The 22,552-nt window shown below is 45.7% G+C and carries 17 protein-coding genes and 1 tRNA gene; 7 read left to right on the plus strand and 11 right to left on the minus strand.

Features of this window, described 5'->3' with window-relative positions:
• Positions 1–8 precede the first annotated feature (8 nt).
• Entirely contained in the window at positions 9–410 is a 402-nt protein-coding gene (locus K1X61_14055; GenBank protein MBX7109771.1) for a hypothetical protein, read from the minus strand.
• Positions 411–528: 118 nt separating this feature from the next.
• Positions 529–1,266, minus strand: coding sequence for a VTT domain-containing protein (locus tag K1X61_14060; GenBank protein MBX7109772.1), 738 nt, complete (start codon positions 1,264–1,266; stop codon positions 529–531).
• An 89-nt stretch (positions 1,267–1,355) separates the two neighbouring features.
• Between K1X61_14060 and K1X61_14065 the strand changes: the two genes are divergently transcribed.
• Together K1X61_14065 and K1X61_14070 are read left to right on the plus strand one after the other, a co-directional pair.
• On the plus strand, positions 1,356–3,134 hold the full coding sequence (locus K1X61_14065; GenBank protein ID MBX7109773.1) for a Na+:solute symporter: 1,779 nt from the start codon (positions 1,356–1,358) through the stop codon (positions 3,132–3,134).
• A gap of 24 nt (positions 3,135–3,158) precedes the next feature.
• On the plus strand, positions 3,159–4,820 hold the full coding sequence (locus K1X61_14070) for a capsule assembly Wzi family protein (protein ID MBX7109774.1): 1,662 nt from the start codon (positions 3,159–3,161) through the stop codon (positions 4,818–4,820).
• A 9-nt stretch (positions 4,821–4,829) separates the two neighbouring features.
• Here K1X61_14070 and K1X61_14075 read toward each other — a convergent pair whose 3' ends face one another.
• The 3 genes from K1X61_14075 to K1X61_14085 form a co-directional block, all read right to left on the minus strand.
• A complete protein-coding gene (locus K1X61_14075) occupies positions 4,830–5,255 on the minus strand; it encodes a MerR family transcriptional regulator (protein MBX7109775.1) in 426 nt (141 codons plus the stop codon).
• A 113-nt stretch (positions 5,256–5,368) separates the two neighbouring features.
• Positions 5,369–7,486, minus strand: coding sequence for a CotH kinase family protein (locus K1X61_14080; protein MBX7109776.1), 2,118 nt, complete (start codon positions 7,484–7,486; stop codon positions 5,369–5,371).
• Between the two features lie 62 nt (positions 7,487–7,548).
• The gene (locus tag K1X61_14085) at positions 7,549–9,651 is read right to left on the minus strand and encodes a tetratricopeptide repeat protein (protein ID MBX7109777.1); all 2,103 of its coding nucleotides are present in this window, start codon (positions 9,649–9,651) and stop codon (positions 7,549–7,551) included.
• 181 nt (positions 9,652–9,832) lie between these two features.
• Between K1X61_14085 and mazG the strand changes: the two genes are divergently transcribed.
• A complete protein-coding gene (gene mazG, locus K1X61_14090) occupies positions 9,833–10,639 on the plus strand; it encodes a nucleoside triphosphate pyrophosphohydrolase (protein ID MBX7109778.1) in 807 nt (268 codons plus the stop codon).
• Between the two features lie 90 nt (positions 10,640–10,729).
• On the opposite strand, the gene ung is transcribed toward mazG, so the two are convergent.
• Positions 10,730–11,410, minus strand: coding sequence for a uracil-DNA glycosylase (gene ung / locus K1X61_14095; GenBank protein ID MBX7109779.1), 681 nt, complete (start codon positions 11,408–11,410; stop codon positions 10,730–10,732).
• A gap of 130 nt (positions 11,411–11,540) precedes the next feature.
• On the opposite strand from ung, the gene K1X61_14100 reads away from it, so the two are divergent.
• Together K1X61_14100 and K1X61_14105 are read left to right on the plus strand one after the other, a co-directional pair.
• Positions 11,541–11,616: transfer RNA gene (locus tag K1X61_14100), tRNA-Arg, on the plus strand.
• Positions 11,617–11,670: 54 nt separating this feature from the next.
• On the plus strand, positions 11,671–11,910 hold the full coding sequence (locus K1X61_14105) for a hypothetical protein (GenBank protein ID MBX7109780.1): 240 nt from the start codon (positions 11,671–11,673) through the stop codon (positions 11,908–11,910).
• 123 nt (positions 11,911–12,033) lie between these two features.
• On the opposite strand, the gene K1X61_14110 is transcribed toward K1X61_14105, so the two are convergent.
• From K1X61_14110 to K1X61_14125, 4 genes are all read right to left on the minus strand, one after another.
• Entirely contained in the window at positions 12,034–13,017 is a 984-nt protein-coding gene (locus K1X61_14110; GenBank protein MBX7109781.1) for a threonylcarbamoyl-AMP synthase, read from the minus strand.
• On the minus strand, positions 13,018–14,301 hold the full coding sequence (locus tag K1X61_14115) for a TraB/GumN family protein (protein ID MBX7109782.1): 1,284 nt from the start codon (positions 14,299–14,301) through the stop codon (positions 13,018–13,020).
• 147 nt (positions 14,302–14,448) lie between these two features.
• Positions 14,449–15,306 (minus strand): alpha/beta fold hydrolase, encoded by an 858-nt coding sequence (locus K1X61_14120; GenBank protein ID MBX7109783.1) that lies wholly within the window; start codon positions 15,304–15,306, stop codon positions 14,449–14,451.
• A gap of 69 nt (positions 15,307–15,375) precedes the next feature.
• On the minus strand, positions 15,376–16,416 hold the full coding sequence (locus tag K1X61_14125; protein MBX7109784.1) for an alkane 1-monooxygenase: 1,041 nt from the start codon (positions 16,414–16,416) through the stop codon (positions 15,376–15,378).
• Between the two features lie 331 nt (positions 16,417–16,747).
• Here K1X61_14125 and K1X61_14130 point away from each other — a divergent pair, with 331 nt between their 5' ends.
• Both K1X61_14130 and K1X61_14135 read left to right on the plus strand, forming a co-directional pair.
• Entirely contained in the window at positions 16,748–17,494 is a 747-nt protein-coding gene (locus K1X61_14130) for a T9SS type A sorting domain-containing protein (GenBank protein ID MBX7109785.1), read from the plus strand.
• 129 nt (positions 17,495–17,623) lie between these two features.
• Complete coding sequence (locus tag K1X61_14135) at positions 17,624–18,928, plus strand: FAD-dependent oxidoreductase (GenBank protein MBX7109786.1); 1,305 nt, start codon at positions 17,624–17,626, stop codon at positions 18,926–18,928.
• 294 nt (positions 18,929–19,222) lie between these two features.
• Here K1X61_14135 and K1X61_14140 read toward each other — a convergent pair whose 3' ends face one another.
• Positions 19,223–22,252: a gliding motility-associated C-terminal domain-containing protein gene (locus K1X61_14140; protein MBX7109787.1), complete on the minus strand. Its 3,030-nt coding sequence runs from the start codon at positions 22,250–22,252 to the stop codon at positions 19,223–19,225.
• Positions 22,253–22,552: the final 300 nt, after the last annotated feature.

Consider the following 22,552-nt stretch of genomic DNA (forward strand, 5'->3'; position numbering starts at 1 on the left):
CGATGGTTTCATTCCTTTGGCTTATAATGGTATTTTGTGCGAACGAGATCCGGCGACTGATATTCTATCACCATCTCTTTTTCATCTATACTTTTAATCGTGTAGGCAATTGTTTTTTTTGTCTTCAGATCAGTTAACGAAAGCACGCCTGATTTTTCATTCAAGGTCCAGTTACCCACAGTGCTCTTCTGTGCTTTATTAAAGAGATAGGTTCCGTCTGCCTTAATTTCTAATAAATCATTTTTAGCCGTACTATCCGGCGCCCTCACCACGCCGAATTCTTCCACACCGGCGAACCCCCACTTTTTTATGAGTCGTTCTTTTGTTGTTTGAGAAAAGCAAGTGTTGCTCATGAACAAAACCAGCACCAGGCAAACAGGAGTGTAATAAAGATGTTTAGTGATCGTCATCGTTATGAATTAGAGGAGAAATATAGTGATACCGGAGCTTTCCGGATAATCCGGATTAAAGAAAGACCAGCAATATAGTTTAAAGGATGCCCCAGTATAGTGTTGGTGTGGCAGCCACTCAGGCGGCCTGATCATTTTCCTTTTTCAACTTGCGCGATTCCCTGATAAAACGGATAATAATAGGTCCGGTAAAAACGATCACCATGCCGATAATGATGTATTCCAGGTTATCCCTGACAACAGGCTGCGTGCCGAGGAAAAAACCGGCTGTCACCAGTGGAAGTACCCAGACGATAGCACCAATCACGGAGAAAAGGAAGAATTTCCTGAAATCGACACGGATAACACCTGAAAGTATGGGTGCAAAAGTGCGGATGACCGGCAGGAATCGTCCGAGTATAAGGGCTGTGGGCCCATACTTTTGATAAAATTTATCTGCCATGATGAGATACTCATGCTTAAAAAATATGGATTCTTTTCTTTTAAAAAGCAGCGGGCCAGCCTGCCGGCCAAACCAATAGCCGACAATGTTTCCTAATGTGGCAGCAACAATCATGGTCAGCGATACCACGCAAACATTGCGGTGCAGGTCGCCGGTTGAGGTAAGCACACCGGCCGTAAACACCAGTGAATCACCCGGGAAAAAAAAGCAGAAGAAGATACCGGTCTCCGCAAAAACCATCAGAAACAGTAACACCAGGCCTCCATAAAGAATCAGTGTCTCAGGATTGAAAATGGATCCCGGTTCCTTAAGAATTTCCCGGAAGAAATTTATGACATCTAAGAATATCATTCGTTTGACAAAGTAGATAAATATTATTCGTATTGACTGCCAGGGTGTAAAAATTATATCCATGACAGGCTGTTATATCTTGCCGGTGTTGATATTTCGAAAATCCGCTTGCATAAAATATCCCTACTTTGGTTCACATAAATTCTTAACGGATGCAATTGGAAATTTTAGACTGGGCGATTATTGCAGTATATTTTATCGTGACTACCTATATCGGGCTTAAGTTTTCAAAGCAGGCAGGCAAAGACACTGCAGGATTTTTTCTTGGTGGAAGAAACCTGCCATGGTACCTCGCAGGCACCTCCATGGTGGCTACAACCTTTGCCGCGGATACACCGCTGGCTGTTACTGAACTGGTGTCGAAAAACGGCATTGCAGGTAACTGGTTATGGTGGAGTTTTCTGTTTGGCGGCATGCTCACGGTGTTTTTCTTTTCGCGGCTCTGGCGGCGCGCCAACATCATGACTGAAGTAGAACTCATAGAGCTACGGTATAGCGGCAAGCCGGCCGCATTTCTGCGAGGGTTCAAAGGAGTGTACCTGGGACTTTTTATGAATACACTTATCATTGGATGGGTCAACCTCGCAATGATATCCATCCTAAAAGTTTTCTTTGGTATCAGTACAGAGGAAGCGTTGCTGTATGCTGCAGTGATGATGTTGCTGACGGCAGTGTATTCTTCTATCAGCGGCTTACTGGGTGTAGCGGTTACAGACGCCTTTCAGTTTGTGGTTGCCATGACAGGCTGTATTGTGCTGGCTGTCTTGGTATTGCACAGCGAACGGATTGGTGGAATTTCCGGATTGAAAGAGCAACTTCCCGGGTGGTCGCTTGATTTCTTCCCGGAGATAAAAGGACATTCATACACGGGTAATGTGGCAACAACACTCACCATCAGCTTCGGTGCTTTCCTGGCATATGTTGGTTTGCAGTGGTGGGCCAGCTGGTATCCGGGCGCCGAACCAGGCGGCGGCGGCTATGTGGCGCAACGGATGATGAGTACTAAAAATGAAAAGCATTCCATTTATGCCACGTTGTTATTCCAGGTTGCGCATTATTGCATCAGGCCGTGGCCATGGATCATCGTTGGCCTTTGTTCTATGGTATTGTATCCCGAACTGGCAATGGAAGACAAGAAGGAAGGGTTTGTGATGGCCATGAAAGACTATTTGCCTACCGGCCTGAAGGGATTCCTGCTGGTCGCTTTTTTTGCGGCGTATATGAGTACGCTCTCCACACAACTGAACTGGGGTGCCAGTTATTTATTGAATGATGTTTACAAAAGATTTGTGAAGCAGCCGTCAATTTTCAGCGATGCAAAGTCAGGTGAAAAACATTATGTGGCCGTGAGCCGAGCCATCACCATTATCCTTATGGTGGTATCACTGGCTGTTACCACGCAGATGAAAACGATCTCCGGTGTGTGGTCTTTTCTGATTGAATGCGGTGCAGGGCTGGGACTTGTACTCATACTCCGCTGGTACTGGTGGCGGATCAATGCATGGAGCGAAATTGCGGCTACCGTAGCTCCGTTTGCCGGTTTTGCTTTTTCAAGATTTGTGATGCATTGGGAATTCCCGGACAGTTTCTTCGTGACAGTAGGATTTACCACCTTGTGCTGGCTGATTGTAACATTTATCACACCGCCTGCTGATGCAGCTACACTCCGCTCTTTTTACGAACGCATCCATCCCGGAGGCTGGTGGGAACCTGTGCGTTTGGCGGCAGGAATGGAACGATCATCACAGCAAATCGGTAAGCTCACTATTTGCTGGCTGAGCGCTGTTGTCATGACGTATTCCATTCTGTTTCTCACCGGTTCATTGATATTCATGGAATGGGCGTATGCGGCGATCTATGCCTGCACAGCGGTTGTCAGTGGGATCTTGCTGCGAACGTTTATTACCCGCACAAAAATTTTCATGGATTGATGCTTCGGTGAACTGAATGTTCTGATGATGAAAAAGCTGTTCCTGCTGTCGATAGTCTTCCGGATGAGTGGTGTAATGGCACAGAGTACTTTTCTGCCATTGCATGATGAATCCTATCATTACCTCCAACGGCTGGAAATAAAATCAGGCAACATCACAGATGCACTGCATTTTTCATCCCTCCCTTTGCAAAGGAAGGATGTTGTCATTTTCCTCGATTCCATCCAAAGGACTGCAGTAACAAATTCTGCTGTTGACAGCCAGTCAATTGATTTCCTGCTCACTGATAACGATGAATGGTCGGAATATGAAGGAGCAGCAAGCAGGAAGCCTTTACTGAAATATCTCTACCGCGACAAAGCCAGCCTTTATCAGCATCGCGATCCAGACTTTATGGTGAAGGTGAACCCGGTGCTTGATCTGCAGGTGGGCACTGAATCAGCTTCCGGGAAAACTATATATACCAATACCAGGGGACTGGAATTAAGAGGATGGATTGCAAAGAAAGTGGGTTACTATTTCCTGTTGAATGAAAACCAGGCGCGCTTTCCGCTCTACGTAAGAGAAAGAATTGATTCCTTCGGTGCTATTCCGGGCGAAGGGTATTATAAGCCGTTTAAAGAAGATGGAGTTGATTTCTTTTCTGCCAAAGGATACTTTGATTTCACTGCTGCCAGATTTATTACCGTGCAGTTTGGTAACGATAAGAATTTTCTGGGCAACGGAATCAGGTCGCTCGCCCTGTCGGATTTCTCGGAAGACTACCTGTTTCTGAAGTTGCAGACACACGTGTGGCGGATCAGTTATCAGAATTTATTCGTTGACATGACTGCCGATTTTTTACGCAGTGGTGATCAGCTGCTGCCGAGAAAATATGGCGCCATGCATCACCTAAGCCTCAATGCCACGCATTTTTTAAATGTCGGTGTATGGGAGAGCGTAGTCTTCCACCGCAATGATGGCTACGAGTTGCAATACCTAAATCCGATCATTTTTTACCGTTCGGTGGAACAGTTGCTGGGAAGCCCGGATAATACGATGCTCGGCATGGATGCACGTGTAAATTTCCTGCGCCATTTTTCCGGTTACGGTCAGTTCCTGATCGATGATCTTAATATTCAGGCATCGAAAGGTGAGAAAGGTTATTGGGGCAATAAAACCGGATTTCAGCTGGGCATAAAATATATTGATGTTTTTGGGCTTGATAATCTTGATGTACAACTGGAATGGAACCATATCAGACCTTATGTTTATACACACAACGACACGGTAGCCAATTATACCAACTATAATCAACCGCTGGCACATCCAACCGGTGCCAACCTCAATGAATGGATTGGTGTCGTCCGCTATCAACCGGTCTTCCCGCTCACGATTCAATGGCGTGTAACAGCAGCGAAGACAGGCAGGGATACTTCGGGCAGCAATTGGGGAGCGGACATTTTTATTCCCACAACTGAAGCGAATGTTGCATCAGTGTATGGCAACAAGGCAGGGCAAGGTGTGGGTACCGATTTATTCCTGAGTGAGTTTACTGCCTGTTATATGATCAGGCATAATATTTTTCTGGATGCGGCATTTATCTATCGGAAAACAACTTCAGCGGAAGACACATTTTCCTCCGGCACCACTGTTTTTCAATTTGGAATAAGGATGAATGTAGCCAGCAGGAACTTTCAGTTTTAAGAAAATCATTTATTCCTTTTCACCTGAGGATATCTCGTTTTCAGCAGCGTTTCCCGGTGTTATTTCGGCTATTGGATGGCGTTCGGTTTCATTTGTTTTTTTATCGAGATTGTCTTTCAGACTTACCAGGAATGACCGGATTTTCTTCAGCGATTCAATCATAGCCACCCGCTCCGTCACCTGGTCGGGATTCTGCATCAGTTTTTTTCGGGCACCTTCAATGGTATATCCTTTTTCCTTCAGGAGGTGATAAATGATTTTCAGGTTTTCGATATCCTGTTTGGTAAAGAAACGGTCGCCTTTCCTGTTCTTTTTTGGCCTGAGAATTTCAAACTCCTGTTCCCAGAAGCGAATGTTGGATATAGAAAGATTGAATTGCTTTGCTACTTCGCCGATTGAATGATAATATTTCTCCGATTCAACTTCGTCTGACATGCGTCATTTTATTGAATGGATAAAAATACGGGTAAGAACTGAAAACAGGAAGGAAAGTTTCATGCTGCAAGCAACACCACCGTTTGGCACACAACGGTTTCAATTGCACTCTGCTAAATGACGATGAGTTTCTTTGTCCACAAGCAGGATCCGTCGTTGACGGTAATCAGGTAGCATCCGGGTGACAGTTGCGGCGGTACCTTCCACGAAAGCTGATGTGTGCCGGCAGTAAGCACGCCATTAAAAATTATGGACAGTGGTTTTCCTGACATATCTAACAACTCTATTTTTTCTGTTGCATAGTTCGTGAGTTTCAGCATCATTGTCAAGCTGCCGTTAATGTTTACCGGATTAGGTGTTATTGTGATTCTGTTTTCAGTTGTTGTACCGATGAAAGCATCAGTGTAACAATCGGTTTGCAACTGATCATCCATCCAGAGTATTCGTGCAGTAATCCAGTTCTTTAATGTATCAACTTCCTCTGCGTAGGTAGCGGGATAATAAGCATTGGGCCAGACATAAACCCCAAGAATCGGATACTTCGCAAACTGCCGCTCTTTGGCGCTGTCTAACAGCAATGCGAAGGAATCTATGAGCTGATGCATGTGGTTCAGTTCAAAGACTGATGACCGCAAATCCTGCCACCTGCAACGCAAATGCTGGTAATAAACAGTATCCTGCAACAGCCGTTGCCACCAAAAGGGATTCAATCCACCATCGTAGTTGAAAGGGCAGGGAAAGTCCCATTGCCAGCCTATGCTGTAGGCGCCATTGTAGTAATCAGCATTGCCAAATGCAAGGTTGAAATCCCAAATCGGGCCCATCGTCATTTTTCCGTCCTTGCTTGCTTTGTCTTTATGAAAAAAACTGCTCCAGCGATAGCCATCTACATTTTTGCTTATCTCGTTCAGTAAGGCAAAATCAATGAACGATGCTTCATCGGCGTATTTTCTGAAACCGTTTTCAGGGTCATCAAAATCCGTAGCCATCAGGGCATCTTCAAATGAATCAGTATAAGCCTGTATGTAGCTCTTCTGCTCATTCGTTATCTGATCAGGCTGAGGATCGTGATACTGAATAAAAATTGTTTGCCAGATGTCGGGGCCATCACAGGGAGGATATGCTGAAGTAAAGCCATCAACCTGTTCACCGTCATATTTGTCTATTTTGAGAATGTATCCGCCTGTCAGTTCATCACCTGCATTGTCGTTCTCTTTCAATTCTGCAATGTTAACCCGCCCCGAATCCTGCTTGATTTTTTCTTCCAGCACATAAACTCCCTGGTAATCGTTGTTCAGGATTACTTCACAAAAACGTGTACGGGAGGCATAGCGGCCCATTTCGTTGGACAAACGATAGATCAGCGCATTGCGCATCATTGATTTATCGTTATACGGGGCATATAGTATCCAGTCGTTTTCTTCCGGCATGGTGAGCAACGATACATTGAGGTTGCCACCTGTATCATCCCGTGTTTCGAAAGAGTAGGAAGGCTGCGGGAAGGAGATGGAACTGCTTCCTCTTTTCTCAATGGAGATATGCCCGGAGAAGTTGTTGGGCACATCTTCCGGATGATTGGAAGATCCGGGGCCATTGTCAATGATGCCCATCTCTGCGTCGATACGCGCGAGATCAGAGATCAGCTGACCATTCGTATTGATGATGATCAACGGAAGATCGGATGATACGATTTGCGGAGGCGGGCTTGCAGCACCGGTATCAAAGGTAACCGACCAGTTGTGCAGGATGCCGAAATCAGCATAAGGATATTCATCAACAATCAGCAGTTGCCACGTCCCATTCGGATCCTGCGAATTATTGAATGTTCCGAGATTACCTTCCGGCAGATAAATACCTGTAAATGGAGCGCTTCCCTGCGTAATGCTGACCGTGGCATCCATCCAAAAGCAGGTATGCTGATAATCATCTCCATCTCCGCCATTGTGTGAGGTGAGTTCCACCAGGGTATTGTCTGGAGACTTAAGCCAGATCACCAGGTCATCGTCCCAGGTATGACTGACATTAATGCAGACCGAAACGATTCCGAAAGCCGAATCAATGGATGCCGGAATAACGCCGGTGACCTCAAGGTTATAGAAGTTGAGCTGACCATCATCGGTAACAACACCAGTATCTCCTTCAAAAGTCTGGGCACTCAGCACATTAATATGCAAGAAAGAAAGCAGCAGCAGACTTAGAAAATACAGTGGGAGGCGCCAGCGGATAGTCATAAAGCAAATTTGCAGGTTATTAAAATACAAGTGACAATTTTTATTGAATATGCCAAACAGTGTTACCTGGCTGGCAGATACTTTTTTGCATTCAGGGTATCACCCATGTAATAATACGTGGCGCCGATATTGTATCGCGCATTCTGATTCTCCGGATTCACTGACAGTGCTTTTGCAAATGCTTTCAATGCATTTGGAAAATCTTTCAGCGCACCATAACTATTACCCAAATTCACCCACACGATATCAGCCTCCGGATTGATGGTCACCGCTTTGTTATAGTATTCAATGGCCGTTTTATAGTCTCCCATTTCGGCATACGTGTTACCCATATTATACGGCGGAAATTCATCCTTTGGATTAAGCTCCATTGCCTTGTTAAGCATTGCGATAGATTGGGGGAAGTTATGCATTCGTGAAAAGAAAAGGCCCATGTTGTTATATGGATCTGAAGAAGTGGAATCAAGTTCAATGGCTTTGCTGAACATTTCAAAGGATTGCTGATACTGCTTGTTCTCGCCATAGGCAACGCCTGCCGCCACATAGAAATGCTGATCTTTTTTAGTCATGTTGTCGCCGGCGGTTTCAAAGCATTGCACGGCTTTCTTATAATCCTCCAACTCCTTGTAACCCATTCCCAGGTTAAACCATGCTTCACCGTAATCAGGCAGGATTTTAACAGCCTCTGTCAATTGCCTCACACCTTCAGTAAGAAATTGCTGTTTAATGCCTGCGTTTTTTTCCGTAAGGCCTTTTTCCATCACGAGTATACTGCCGTAAGCATAGCGGATACGGGCACTGTTGGGATGTGTTTGCACATCAGTTTTGGTGAGTGTGATGTTATCTTTCCAGTCGTTGTTGCGTGCGACGGTTTTTACAGCATACAAGACAAGTATGATCACTGCAATTGATATAATTCCCTTATTTGATCCTGCCAATGCCCTGATGTTCCGGTAGGCCATTGCGGCCATATCCGTATTACATATTTGCGCCAGCAAAAAAGCAATACCAATGCAGAAGCCAAGCGCCGGCATATAGAGAAAGCGCTCGGCAAGCGTAGCCTCAATAAGAAACAGGATGTTGGAGGTTAATGAAAGTGTTGCTGCAAAGAAGAATATGGAAAAGGCGACCGGTTTTTTTGATTTCCATCCGCGAACGGCAAAAACAATGCATCCGATAATGACGGCCACTGTCAGCCAAACCTCTGGTGCGGCCAGTGAAAAAAGCGGAATCGTATTGTAAGAATAATCGAAGCAAAGCGGAACAGGCATCACTAAAAGGAGCATGTATCTGCCGATGATATACAGCGCTGTTGTCAGACGTGTAAGCGTATCATCACCTGCCGCAGCCAGGCTGTTGTTGATGAGCAGGATTTCATTAAAGCCAGTAAGTCCGTTGAGCACCGCGACCCTGACGCCAAGGTATATAAGCAATGCTGCCACAAATGGAAGAGAACTGATGATGATTTTCCGGCTGCTTGCCGGTGAAAAGAAGTAAACTGCCAGGGGCGCCACTGCCACCATCGTAACCGCCGTTTCTTTAGAGAGTAAAGCCAATAGCTGTGTGACGCCTGCAAGCGATAGCAACCATAGTTGGTTAGTGCGCGCATACTTCACCGCCGCCCATAGTGAGATCATTGAAAAGAGGAAACACAATATTTCATCACAGCTCTTAATATTAGCTACCACTTCGGTATGTATCGGATGGGCAATAAAAAGCAGCGTTGCGATGAGCGGGATAACGATATTGGTTTTTTCGAAGAAATAGAGCAGAATACTCAGCAATACGCTGGCAGTGATCGCATACAGTATCACATTCACCCAATGAAAAAAGTGAGGGTTGGCAGGAGCTATCTGCCATTCAACAGCAAACAATGCGGTGGAAAGCGGCCGGTACAAGCCTTCTTCCCTGTCCCAAAATCCGGCGCGGTAAGCCGTGGTGAATATTTCAGGCATTGCAGTAATACCTTCTTTGGTGAATTTGTTTTTTCCAATCACCGTTTCATCGTCGAGTACAAAATCGTGCTGCAGTGTGTTGGCATAAAGTAAAAAGGCAAAGATGCCGGTTACTATCATCAGCCATCTTTTTAAAGATGAATGCACCTTACCTTTTTCAGCCGTCACCGCTTTTAATACTGTGTCAGTTTGTTTTTTATCTTTTTTCACCTTCACAAAATAATAAATCCGGCCACAGTATAAATCTGGGTTGGCACCTGTGATCTGCCTATTGCGTTTAAGGAGTCCCGGTACCTGTTTCCGGCAGAGAACCGGCATTTTCAATTGAGTAATCATCTGTCTTTTATCAGGAATAACATTTTCGTAATATCGCCGGCATAAAATCAACAGCATGACACCTGCACAGATTGCCTTCGACCGTTTGCTGATCATAATGAATCAACTGCGTGAACAATGTCCGTGGGATAAAAAGCAGACCCTTGAGTCGCTGAGGCTATTGACGATTGAAGAGACCTATGAGCTGGCGGATGCCATCGACGTGCAGGATATGAAATTGCTCAAAGAGGAAATTGGTGATGTGCTGCTGCACATGGTGTTTTATGCTAGAATTGCGGAGGAGAAATCGGCTTTTGATATTACAGATGTCATCAACACCCTCTGTGATAAACTGATCCGTCGTCATCCGCACATCTACGGCGATCCCGATAATGGCGGTGAGCTGGTGAAAGTTGCGTCGGAGCTCGAGGTGAAACACAACTGGGAGCAGATCAAGATGAAGGAGAGAAAGAAATCTGTGCTGGAGGGCGTGCCTGTTTCGCTGCCTGCCGTGGTAAAGGCTTTTCGTATTCAGGATAAGGCCAAGCAGGTTGGCTTTGAATGGGAAAACAAAGAAGATGTATGGAAGAAGGTGGAGGAGGAACTGGATGAATTCCGGCAATATACCAGCCGTGAAAAACTAACGGAAGAAGAAAAGGAACGGATGCAGCAGGAGTTTGGCGATGTTCTTTTTTCATTGGTCAACTTTTCGCGTTTCCTTGAAATTGATCCTGAAGCCGCGCTGGAGAAAACCAATAAGAAATTCATCGCCCGTTTCCGGATGATGGAAGACCTTGCGCTGCAACAGGAGCGGCCATTAAAGGAAATGACACTTGCCGAAATGGATGCGCTTTGGAATAAGGCGAAGGAAGTATATCGCTGAACAGATTGCTGCAGTTGGTTTCAGGAATTTATTCCTGTGTAACTTTTTGCGCGGATATTTGAGGAAGCTAAAAGCAAGAACACCGGCTGATCATACAATTTGCCAGTCTATCGGTGTTTTTCCCCCGCTAATCAGCAAGCTGTTTGTTTTGGAAAAATGCCTGCATCCATAAAAATTAGTGGCAGAAAAAGGAGATGGATGAGCAGCTTTCAGGATATGATGTTTCGACGAATCAATTAATGCCTGCTTTTCCTGCGCGAATTTGCCCCATAACAGAAAGACAACTCCGGCACTTTTTTCAGAGATGGTTCGAATCACGGCATCGGTAAAGATTTCCCATCCTTTGCCATGATGAGAGGCAGGCTGATTGGCTCTTACGGTGAGCAGGGCATTCAGCAACAACACTCCTTGTTCGGCCCATTTGGTGAGATTGCCTGACGTGGAGACAGGAATGGCGAGGTCATTTTTCAGTTCTTTAAAAATATTGATCAGCGAAGGAGGAGGAGGAATTCCATCTGCCACGGAGAAGCACAGTCCATGCGCCTGCCCCGGACCATGATAAGGATCCTGCCCGATGATAACGGCTTTTACGCGAGGGAAAGGAGTGAGGTTGAAAGCATTGAATATCTGCGGGCCGGGCGGATAGATCACCTGTCCGGCTGCTTTTTCTTGTTTTAAAAATTGTCGCAGGTTGTCGAAATAGGGTTGCTCAAATTCATCATGCAGCAGTTGCTTCCAGCTTTCTTCTATCTGCACTTCGATGCGGCTCATGGATAAATGGTATAAACACAAAAGTAATGTTCACTTTTCTTTTTCTTTATCTTTGGCAGCCTGTTTACGGGTGACTGCATACATTCCTCTGCATGATGGAGCAGTGATGCTTTAGTCGTCTCCCTCAAATGGTCTCGTAGCTCAGGGGATAGAGCAACAGCCTTCTAAGCTGTGGGTCGTTGGTTCGATTCCAACCGAGATCACCACCGGTTTATCAAGGCGTAACAGCTATTACCGCCTTTAACGTCTGCTGTACATACATGACAATTACCATTTTGTTTTTTCACCAGGGCGAGCTGATCCGTTTAACGGTGAGTTATGCACCTTCACTCGATCACGCAGAGCGTGAAGGAACCTGGGATACAGACAATAACCACGTTGCGCTATCCTGGCGGCTCTTCAAAGAATTTAAACAAGAACGGGATTATGCGAAACGAAAAGAGCTGCTTGCATCCATTCGTCATGATGTGGAAGATACCAACCGGAAAGCTTTAGGTTGACTGTTGAGCTTCAGGGTTATACCGGCATTCCAGGCTTGCATTGGTTACTGTTACTTTCATCGCGCCAGAAGTGACAAAAGCATTTATAATACACCGAATGATGATGGTGTAATTTTTCGAGGTTCAGTCCAATATCTTATCCAGCCTGTTTTGCAGTGCTTTACCTAATGATGAATCTCCGAAATCTGGTATAAGGAAATAAGCTTTCGCAAGATGCAACTGATCGACAGAAGAAATGACCTGGTAAAAATTTCGGGCCATTGATCGCAGATCAGCAAGTGAACCTAAAGAAAGCAGATGAATATTTTTTGCCGTCAATACAGGAAATATACTGCGGGCGATACGCTGCATATCTTCCAATACAAGGAAAACGGCACTGCCCGGGTGATTGTTTATTTCGTCTAAGTTTTGCAACCTGAAGACCGGTGTGGCCGGTGCATAATGCCGGTATTTTGTTCCCGGAATGGCAGCAGGTGTTTTATCGGTTTGAGTGCTGATAGTTACATCCGGCAATACCGATCTTATTTCTGCTTCTCCAATTATTCCTGGCCTGAGGATGATAACTTCATTATGGCTTCTTGCATCCACAATGGTTGATTCCAAACCCACAGCGGAATCACCGCCGTCCACAATGCCGGCAATCTTAGCGCCGAGATCAGCTGCTACCATAGCAGCGGCAGTGGGAGAGATGGTGCCCGATGTGTTGGCACTCGGTGCTGCCAGTGGAACATTAATTTGCGCTATAATGGAAAGAAAAACCGGATGGCCGGGAATGCGCGCAATAACCTGCCGGTTACCCGCAGTGGCAAAAAGTAATGGCGAATCATCAGGCAGGTCAAGCATAAAACTCAATGGCCCGGGAGAGAAACGATGCATCAGTAGCAGTGTGTTTACAGGAATGGCCGCAACAAATGAATAAACCTCTTCGATGCTATGAAAATGACAAATCAGCGGATTGTCGGCCGGCCGGTTCTTTATTTCAAAAATTTTTGCAACGGCTTCGGGGTTGGTGGCAATTGCGGCAAGTCCGTAAACGGTTTCCGTTGGTACGGCCACTGCTTCTCCCTGCAGCAGTAACTTAACGGCATCTTCCGCGGAGATTATCATTCAGGGTAACAGTTGAAATGAAGTGAAAAACCTGTTCCTGAATTCTTTATTATACTTCTTCCTGTAGGTATAAAGCAAAACGTAAACGGTCCCGCTTTTCTCATAACAATGCACATGGCAGTTTCTGCCGTCAGTGGTTTTAAGTTCGAACTGCAGCCTGTTGTTGTGAACGGTGTCTGCAATAGTTTTATCGAAGAAGACCGGCATTTTAAACTGATGTTGTATGACAGATCTCAACACGCTATCCTGCAAGCCGCTGCCCACATACAGATCGTAGCTGTGCTTTTCCGTGCTGTAGGTGGAAGACGTTGCGGAGTAATGCATGGCTGTCAGCGAACCGATTTTTTCACTGCTCAACCATGGCAAGACCGGAAAATCTGCCCTGAATTTATTTTGCGGAGATGATTTGCGAAACCAGCCATTCGCCAGGTAATTGTTATAGGAAGGAATCACCGGCAATACGGAATAGCCCTTGTCGCGCAGCAAATTCACCAGCCCTTCTGTTTCACCAAGATGGCCTGCCCCAACCGCTATGAAGGTGGAATGTTTTTTTATCATCGTGTCGATCCTGTCCGCCATGCGGTGGTTACGAATCGTGATGAGGCCGTCGTATAAACTGTCGGGAAGGGAGAAATCATTTTCGAATGACATCATCCGGACGAGATCATTGTCGAGGTAATAACGTACAATCTCATTGTACGTATTCGATTCTTTACCGGATTGTCTGACGGTTTCCATCAGCATCATGGCCTGGTCTGCATAACTGAGCACATCAAAGACATGCAATTGTTCGGCGATGGTTTCCAGCCCCTGTACATTTTTCTCCTGTTCCATGGCAAGGTGCTGAAAGTATTCATCCAGAAAGTAGGTATTGTTGTTATCCGCCGAGTCAGCTGATGAATACACTGACTGTGAAAGGATGGCAGCAGTATAGACAGGTTTGAGCCGCTCATAATTCCTGATGCTCTCGCCGGTTCTTGCGCGGCAATAACGGTCAACGGAATCATACTGTGCCGCGGTAAGTAACCTGTTAAGTGAATAGCTTGTATCCATGAATAATCCCTGCATGATGTTGAAACGGGAATCATCATCGATAACAATTTCCATGGCAAACGCCTCACAGGATTCAAAGGCAGCCGGCACAGAATCAGCGAGGCGGAACACTCTCGCATCTCTTGTATGCATGGTGCCATAGAGATAGGAAGGAGCAGATAGGCCATTTCCGGTTATCTTCCATAACAGGGAATTTCCCTGCGCTGATGCAGTGTTATGTTGGTAAAACACCCCTAGGGCAATTACAAGAAAAACAGCGGATCTCATGGAATGGTGCAAGATAATACAACGCCGTGCAAAACATTAAACCCATAATTTCGAAAATGACTTTTGCGACGTTGCACCTCGCTGATCAATGCTGATAAAAGCAACCTGTTCTTATTGCATAAATTTTTCAATTGCCGCCGCCACTTCATCAGGTGATTCCTCCTGCGGAAAGTGCCCGGTGCCCGGCAATTTCAAAACTTTGGAAGATGGAAAACCTGCTATGAACCTATCCAGGTAATGTGGTTTGATCACGGCATCCTTCATACCCCAGATCAACAGTGTTGGTTTATAAGAAATCGCTTCCCGTTTTTCCCATAGTTCACCAAACCATTCCTGGTCGTTTAATAACGATTTTGCAAATGCCAGCGGGCCGTTGCGCTCCTTGCTGTTTGCAAACGGTTTCGTAAATTGCTTGAGTGTCTTACGCGAAAGTTTTTTATCGCCGAATGAGTTTGGCAGGATAAATCGTGGCGAGAAATTCAGGTACCGGTATAATAATGGGAGCAGCGGGCTCCTCAATATTTTGCTGAACTTTTTAAAGCCGGGATCTTCACTGCTGTTCCACAGCCATGTATTGAGAATTACCAGTCTTTTGATTTTGCCCGGATTCCTGATTGCGAAATGCAATCCTATCGGTCCGCCGAAATCATGCACGACCAGCGTTATATTATCCAGTTGCAGGTCCAGTATGAATTTTTCCAGCGTCAGGCTGTGGTTTAAGGTGGAATAGTCATAGTGTTCCGGTTTATCGGAGAGGCCGAATCCAATATGATCTATGGCTATGCAGCGATACTTTAATTTAAGACGCTTGATGACATTGCGGAAATCGAAACTCCAGGATGGTGTTCCGTGAACAAAAACCAAAGTTTCCCCTTGTCCTTCATCAATGTAATGCAGCCGGAAGTTCCCGATGTGATAATATCCGGAGCGGAAGGGATAAGCCTGTTTGTCGAGCCATTGATCATGCATAGTTTGTCATGCTATACGGTGATGATAAGTTTTGCAGTGAAATTGAACAGCTTAAAAAAAATGGAAGATTCAGGCAGCATCTTTTCTTTTTTGAAGAAAATCATTCAGCACCGGATGCACTTTTTTGAACCATAGCGGCGGGATCATGGCCCAGTAAAATGATCCGAAATAACCTGCAGGCAGTACGGGGCTCTCTTCGTAGTGAATCAGTTTGTAATAAGGTTTTGATGCAGTGATATGATGATCGGAATGACGCGACAGCTCAATCAGGGCAAAGCGGCTGACAGGTAAATCGCACTGCCAGCTGTGTGTGGCATTTACTTTCTGGCCCTGTTCACGGGTAAGTCCATAGTGTTCGATGTAGTTCACATATTCCAGCAGGAAGAATGCAATGAAACTCTGGTGCAGATATGCCATCAAGCCAATTGTACCTGTCCAAAAGAAAATGATTGCACAGAGCATCAGTTGCAGGATAACCAGTTGAACCACGATGTTTTTTAAGCCGGCCGCAGGTTGGTTTGCTTTAAGCAGGCGTTCCGCTTCGAGTTTAAATGCGCTGCGTATTTGTGCCGGCACTGTGCGGACGAAGAACCGGTAAAACGATTCGCCGTAAAGCGCTGTAGCCGGATCGCGCGGTGTTCCCACATAACGGTGATGTCCACGGATGTGTTCTACGTAAAAATGACTGTAATTCACCAGCAAAAGATTCCAGATACCACCCAGCCGCGCGAACCATTGTTTACGGTGGATGAGTTCATGTGCGCTGTTGATACCTTCTATGCCTCCGCTAATTCCGGTTGACAGCGATGCAATCCATATAAACCTGCCTGTCAGCATGCCGGTGTAAATACCATACAGCAGTGTGAATATGGCGAGTGTATGGAAAAGTATGTGTAATCCGAGCACAGTGTTGGGCACCGTTCCGTCATCAATATCATTGGATGCTTTAACAGGTTTGGTAATGTGTTCGATGCAGATCAGCAGCAACATGGTGTAAACGGTATTGCTGCATGACCACCAGCCGCCGGCAAGGTTGCCGGCAATGGTAACGGCGCCCGGTGTAAGACTGAGAAAATAGCGAAGAGAATGTTGAGCGGAACGGCTTTTCATCAGGATTCAAATCTACTGATAAACCTTTTCCGTTCAAAAAATGAAAGTAATAAGCATGCGGATCCGGATCGCAAGTTGGCGAAAGTATTGGTATAGATTCCCGTGCAGGTTGAACAGCTGCATTATCCGCTAAAGGGGTTTATGTGGCAGCATGAATCCAATTTTACCGTTTGAAAAAATGCTGAACGCAATTCAGGCAACCTTACTCTTGTTGAAGCGGCACGGAGAATGCAAACATGCCATAAAAACGCTGCATTAATGTTTTGATAAAAATCCATTACCGCTTCTGAAAATCATTTTTAGAATTTATATTTACAGGAAACGGCTCATCATGAAGAAATTAATACTGTGCGGCATAACCATTTTGTTTTCCATAAGCATCGCTTACCCGCAGGCTTGTACGCCTGAATGGTCGCAGCCGGGATCCGGTATCTATCCTGATACGGCCACCAATATGCCGGCGGGACCTGCGAATGTGCCGTATGATTTCACGGTGCAGTTTAAAGTGCCGTTAAAAGATTCATCTGTTATTGCAACAGGTATTGATGTGAACAGGGTGGAACTAACCGGTGTAACTGGATTAGATGCCATACCTTCCACAGTTGCCTTTCATTACAACTGCAATCCCACAAACTGCACATTCAAAGCGGATTCCGTTGGGTGCGTGCGTATTCAGGGTACTCCTACTACAGAAGGTGTATATCCGTTAACCATATCGGCAAAGGTCTTTATTACGCAGAATACTTTTCTTCCGGTAGATTTCTCCGGATACTATATCACCGTCAGCAACAGCATTGGAATTCCCGGTTTATCCACCAACCGGTTTGATGTAGGACAGAACACCCCGAATCCCGCTCAGTCAAAAACTGAGATTCCTGTAAACCTTGTACATGGCAGCATGATTGAAATAAAAGTTTCGAACGTCATTGGCAACCAGGTATATAAAAATTCAATGGTTGGCCATACAGGGCTGAATTCCATTTCACTCGATGTTTCAAAATTTAAACCGGGTATTTATTTTTATACGGTAAGCGATGAAAAGAATGCTATCACCAGGAGGATGGTGATAGATAAATGAATGCTGTATTGCTGTACGGCCGATCCCCGGCTTCCACTCACAATCGTTATGTTTTTTCCCGCATAGGCCGGCTCGAAAACGGCTCTTACCTCAGCACGTCATGTTCACCAGTCAACAATATTTTTCCCGATGCAACCTGAAAGAATAATTGTGATTGGAGCAGGTGCCGCCGGCTTGATGGCCGCATATGAACTGGTTAAAGAAGGCAAAGAAGTGATCATTTTGGAAGGGCGTGAACGGGTTGGTGGTCGCATTCACACACTGAGCAATAATGCTTTCTCACATCCTGTTGAATCAGGCGCTGAATTTATTCACGGTGCTTTACCTGTAACGCTTCAACTGCTGAAGGAGGCAGGTATTGAATATGAAGCTGTATCAGGATCTGTCTGGCAGATAAGATCCGGCATGCTTCAGCAGGAAGAAGCATTTTATGAAAACCAGGCATTGCTGGAAGAACGGCTGCGAGAATTACAGCGTGATATGACCGTGGAGGACTTTATCAATGCCTTTTTCAGTGATGAAAAACATGCTGCCATTCGTGCCTACATTACCGGATTCGCGGAAGGATATGATGCTGCTGATATCAAAAGGGCCAGCATATTTGCGTTGCGTGATGAATGGATGAATGAAGAAGCCGGAGCGAATTTCCGGGTGAAAGGAGGTTATATAAAAATGATTGACTTCCTTTTAGCGGAATGCCTTGCAAGAGGTGTTATGCTGCAGCTTCATGCTACCGTTAAGGAGGTGACATGGTCAGGCAATGAAGTGATGGTAAGTTGTCGTAACGGCAAGCAGTTTACCGGGAATAAAGTCATCATTACCGTTCCGCTGGGTGTGCTGTTGCAGCAGGCAGGCGGAGAAAGTGCAATCTCATTTACGCCGGAAATTACAGACGCAAGGAATGCGATTGCAAAAATGGGTTTTGGGAAAGTGATCAAAGTGCTGATTGAATTCAGGACTGCATTCTGGAAGCAGGGCGATACCACTAAACGTGTCGGAAGAGATGGGCGAGATTTAAGTTTCCTGATTTCAGATGCACCCATTCCGACATGGTGGACGCAGCATCCTGAGCAAAGTACATTACTGACAGGATGGCTGGCTGGTCCTGCTGCAGGAAAATGGCAAATAACCTCTGAGGAATTTATTTTGGAGCATGCCATGCAATCGCTGGCTGCAATTTTCGGGACAGAGAATGATGAACTGAAAAAAATGGTTGTTGCCTCGCAAGTGGCGAACTGGGCAGCTGATGAATATACATTGGGTGCCTATGCTTATGCCACGCTTGATACAACGCAGGCAATTGATACATTAAACAATTCAGTGGGTGATACTTTGTTTTTTGCGGGAGAGGCATTTTACCTGGGACCGGCTATGGGCACTGTGGAAGCGGCACTGACGAGTGCTATTGCGGTTTCAAAGCAGATACTGCAATAAGCCGATCCGGTCAGTATTGATTTTCAAAGAAGAAATAGTATAAGCATTCAAAAAATAAATGCCGGATTGTTGCTCATTTGTACAAAAGCGTTTTTTAGTCCGATGCGTTTATTTCAATATGGTACTGTGCTCTTCTTATATTTTGGATGCCTTAGGATATGCTGTAACCATACATTGGTTTTTCGCAAGCGGTGTATTCAGGAGATAAAAAACTTCCACCGGAAAAAATATTTTTTACGCTGAGCTACAGATCAGATTACAGCAACACCTGATTGAATGTTTCAGGAAAACTTTTCATCGTACCAATGTCAGATTACCTTTCCTGAGTTCGTTTTTTCCATTATCAAACTCCAGGCTGATCCAATAAATATACACACCTGCTTCAGCCGGCAAGCCGTCTGTATTGCCATCCCAGCCGGTATCTTTTGAAGTTGACTGAAAAATCAGGTTGCCCCAGCGATTAAATATTTTCATTTCCAAAGCCTGCAGATTCATGTTTGCAGGAAGGAAGATATCATTCAATCCATCGCCGTTAGGTGTAAAAGCATTGGGTATGAAAGCGATGGTGGCAGGAATCACTTCCACAAATGATTTCATTATTGTATCGCTGCAATCACCTGTTCCGGTGGCCATGAGCGTGACGGAATATTCGCCGGGTGTTGCATAACGATGAGCAGGATCTTCTTCACTGCTGAAAGTGCCATCATCAAAATCCCAATAAAATGCAGCAGCGCCAATGCTCTTATTGGTGAACTGAAAAAGTGCATTGGTTAATTCCACCGGCAGATTCATTGCAGGCGCAACGGAAAAATCAGCAACGGGATTTGCATACACCTGTATCAGATCGGTGAGCACTAATGTAGTGCTGCAACCTGCTGCATTGCTGACAGTTTCTGTAACGGACCATTTGCCTGTATCAAATGTATGCGCAGCATTTTGCGCCGCTGAAGTATCGCCATCGCCAAATGACCAGTGCCATGCAATGCCGCCATTACTCTGATCAGTAAAAATTACCTGCAGCGGTTCGCAGCCTTCGAGCACAGAAGGATAGAATGCAACAGAAGGTGATGCTACCACTTTGATGAGGACTGAATCAGTTGCTATGCAATTGCCAAGGATGCCCGTAACAGAATACAGCGTGGTATCAGTAGGGAAAACGGTTACCGAATTGCCATTGAGATTGCCCGGGCTCCAGGCGAACTGCGTGGCCGTACCGGAAGCATGCAGCAGCGTTCCGGCGCCCTCGCAAATCAGTGTATCATCGGCAGTAGCGGTTACCGTTGGCAGTGGTTCCACGGCAACGAATACTGTTGCAGCGCCATTGCATCCGTTGGCATCCGAGCCGGTAACTGTGTAGGTGGTGCTGTTCAGTGGGCTTACTGTGACGGGTGAAAATGTCTGCCCTCCGGGATTCCAGGAGAAGAAGCTTAATCCTGTAACAGTAAGTTGTGCCTGCCCGCCTTCACAGATGCTGACAGGGTTGGCAACTGCATTTACTATAGGCGCCGGATAAACAGTGACTGTTGATGTTGCTGTTGCGCTGCAACCTGATGCATTGAAACCTGTTACCGTATAAACGGTGGTAGCAGCCGGATTGGCCGTCGGATTCGCAACGTTCGGATCATTCAAGCCTGTTGCAGGCAGCCAACTATAATTGATGCCGCCGGCCGCAGTAAGCGTTGTTGCATCGCCTGCACAAATAGCAACGGCAGCAGGATTACTGGTAACGGATGGTAATGGATTCACCGTAACGGTAACAGTTGCTTGACCGCTGCAGCCATTAATATCATTGCCGCTGACCGTGTACGTTGTAGTAGTGGCAGGACTGACGTTGATGGGTGATGTTACCTGACTGCCGGGGCTCCAGGTAAAATTATTCAGGCCGATTACTGAAAGTGTGGAGGTTTCTCCTGAACAAATAATTGCCGGATCTGCAAGTGTATTAACCACCGGATTTGAATTGACGTTAACAGTAGCGGTGGAGGAGTTGATGCAGCCATTAGCGCCAATACCAGTTACTGTATAAACCGTGGTAGCAGCCGGATTAGCAGTTGGATTGGCAACGGTGCTGCTGCTTAAGCCAGTGGCGGGTGACCAGCTGTATGAAACACCGCCTGAAGCCAGTAAGCCAATTGCTCCACCTGAACAGATCGAAGCGGGATTTGGATTGACTGTAATGAGCGGCAAAGCATTGACAGCAACGGTTACAGAATCCTGCCGTGTACATCCATTAGCATCTGTGCCCGAAACCGTATATACTGTTGTCACTGCAGGACTGACCGATACCGGAGAAGCCGACATATTGCCAGGCATCCATGTAAATGAAGAAATGCCTGAAACGGTTAATTGAGCAGCAGAACCGGCGCAGATGAAGTTGGGATTTGCCTGCACACTGAAAGGCAGGGAAGGAAGCACGGATACTGTAACAGTGTCGTATGTAATACAACCATTGATGTCAGTGACGGTGCATACATAGGTTCCTGAATCCAGGTTCGTGGCATTCACCGTTGTTTGTGGAGGAACAGTATTCCAGGAATAAGTAAAAGGTGCGGCTGTTCCACTGACAAATAAATTGATGCTGCCATCACTTCCGCCATGACAAGTAACATCGTTTGGGATGGCAAAAATATTCTGCGAATACGGCACACCGGAGAGTGCAAGAATAAAGGCATTGGTAAAACCAGTGGTGCCATTCAGGTTTTTAATCGTAATGGTTTGCAGGTTTTTTTTCTGATCAGCACAGGTGAGTGAAATATCTATTGGATAGAAACGCGGATTGGAAGGCAAACCATCGATGTTGTAGGGAGCAGCAGTGGTTCTGATGCACCGGCTGAAACAGCAATACACGGCATTGGCGCCATTGAACCAATCCGACAAGGTAAAATTTCCATAGTTAGATGTACTACCGTCAGTGAACGTAAGTTTGATGTTGAGGGTGCTGTTCCCTTCTGCAGAAAAACCCATCAGGCTGATCTTAGCGTAAGAGCCGGTGGTGAAGAGTGTGATCAATTTGGTTTGGCCAACATCAACATATACTGCATTCGCAGCATTGTAAGGCGCCATCTGATAAGTCCTCGTGCCGCTAACCACTGTACCATCATCAACAATTCCGGCAGCTAATCCTGCACCGGCTGCAAAAGTTTCAGAGTACAACACATGAGCGGTGAGGTCGGTTGACATGGAAGTGGTAGCGAGTGAATTCGGCGCAGATTCTGCAACAAGATCACTGTTGAACCCGGTGATTACAACCGGCGAATACGTTTGTGCCATGGATACTGCCTGCAACAGCAACAGGAAAAACAGGAGCAGGCAAAAACAACGCATTACGGTGTGGAATTGATGCCCAAAAATAACCGATTTTGCGACTTGAATGCTATATTAAAAGCCTGTTGAACCCCTTGCCTGCAGCAAACAACGTTTTGCCAATTTCCATGCTTCAAATTAATAACAGATATTGACCGCAGCATTTTTTGAAATGCAGGAGAGAAGAAGTCTGGATAGGTGCATTTTCACAAATGGATTGCATGCTGGCATGTTAACACTGTGCGGTAGCAAGCTGATTTCAATGAATACTCAATTTTCATTTTTTGACTGCTGCCGGATTCGATCTATTGTAGCAAGCAT

This window comes from Chitinophagales bacterium (assembly GCA_019694975.1).
Taxonomy (GTDB): Bacteria; Bacteroidota; Bacteroidia; order Chitinophagales; family UBA10324; genus JACCZZ01.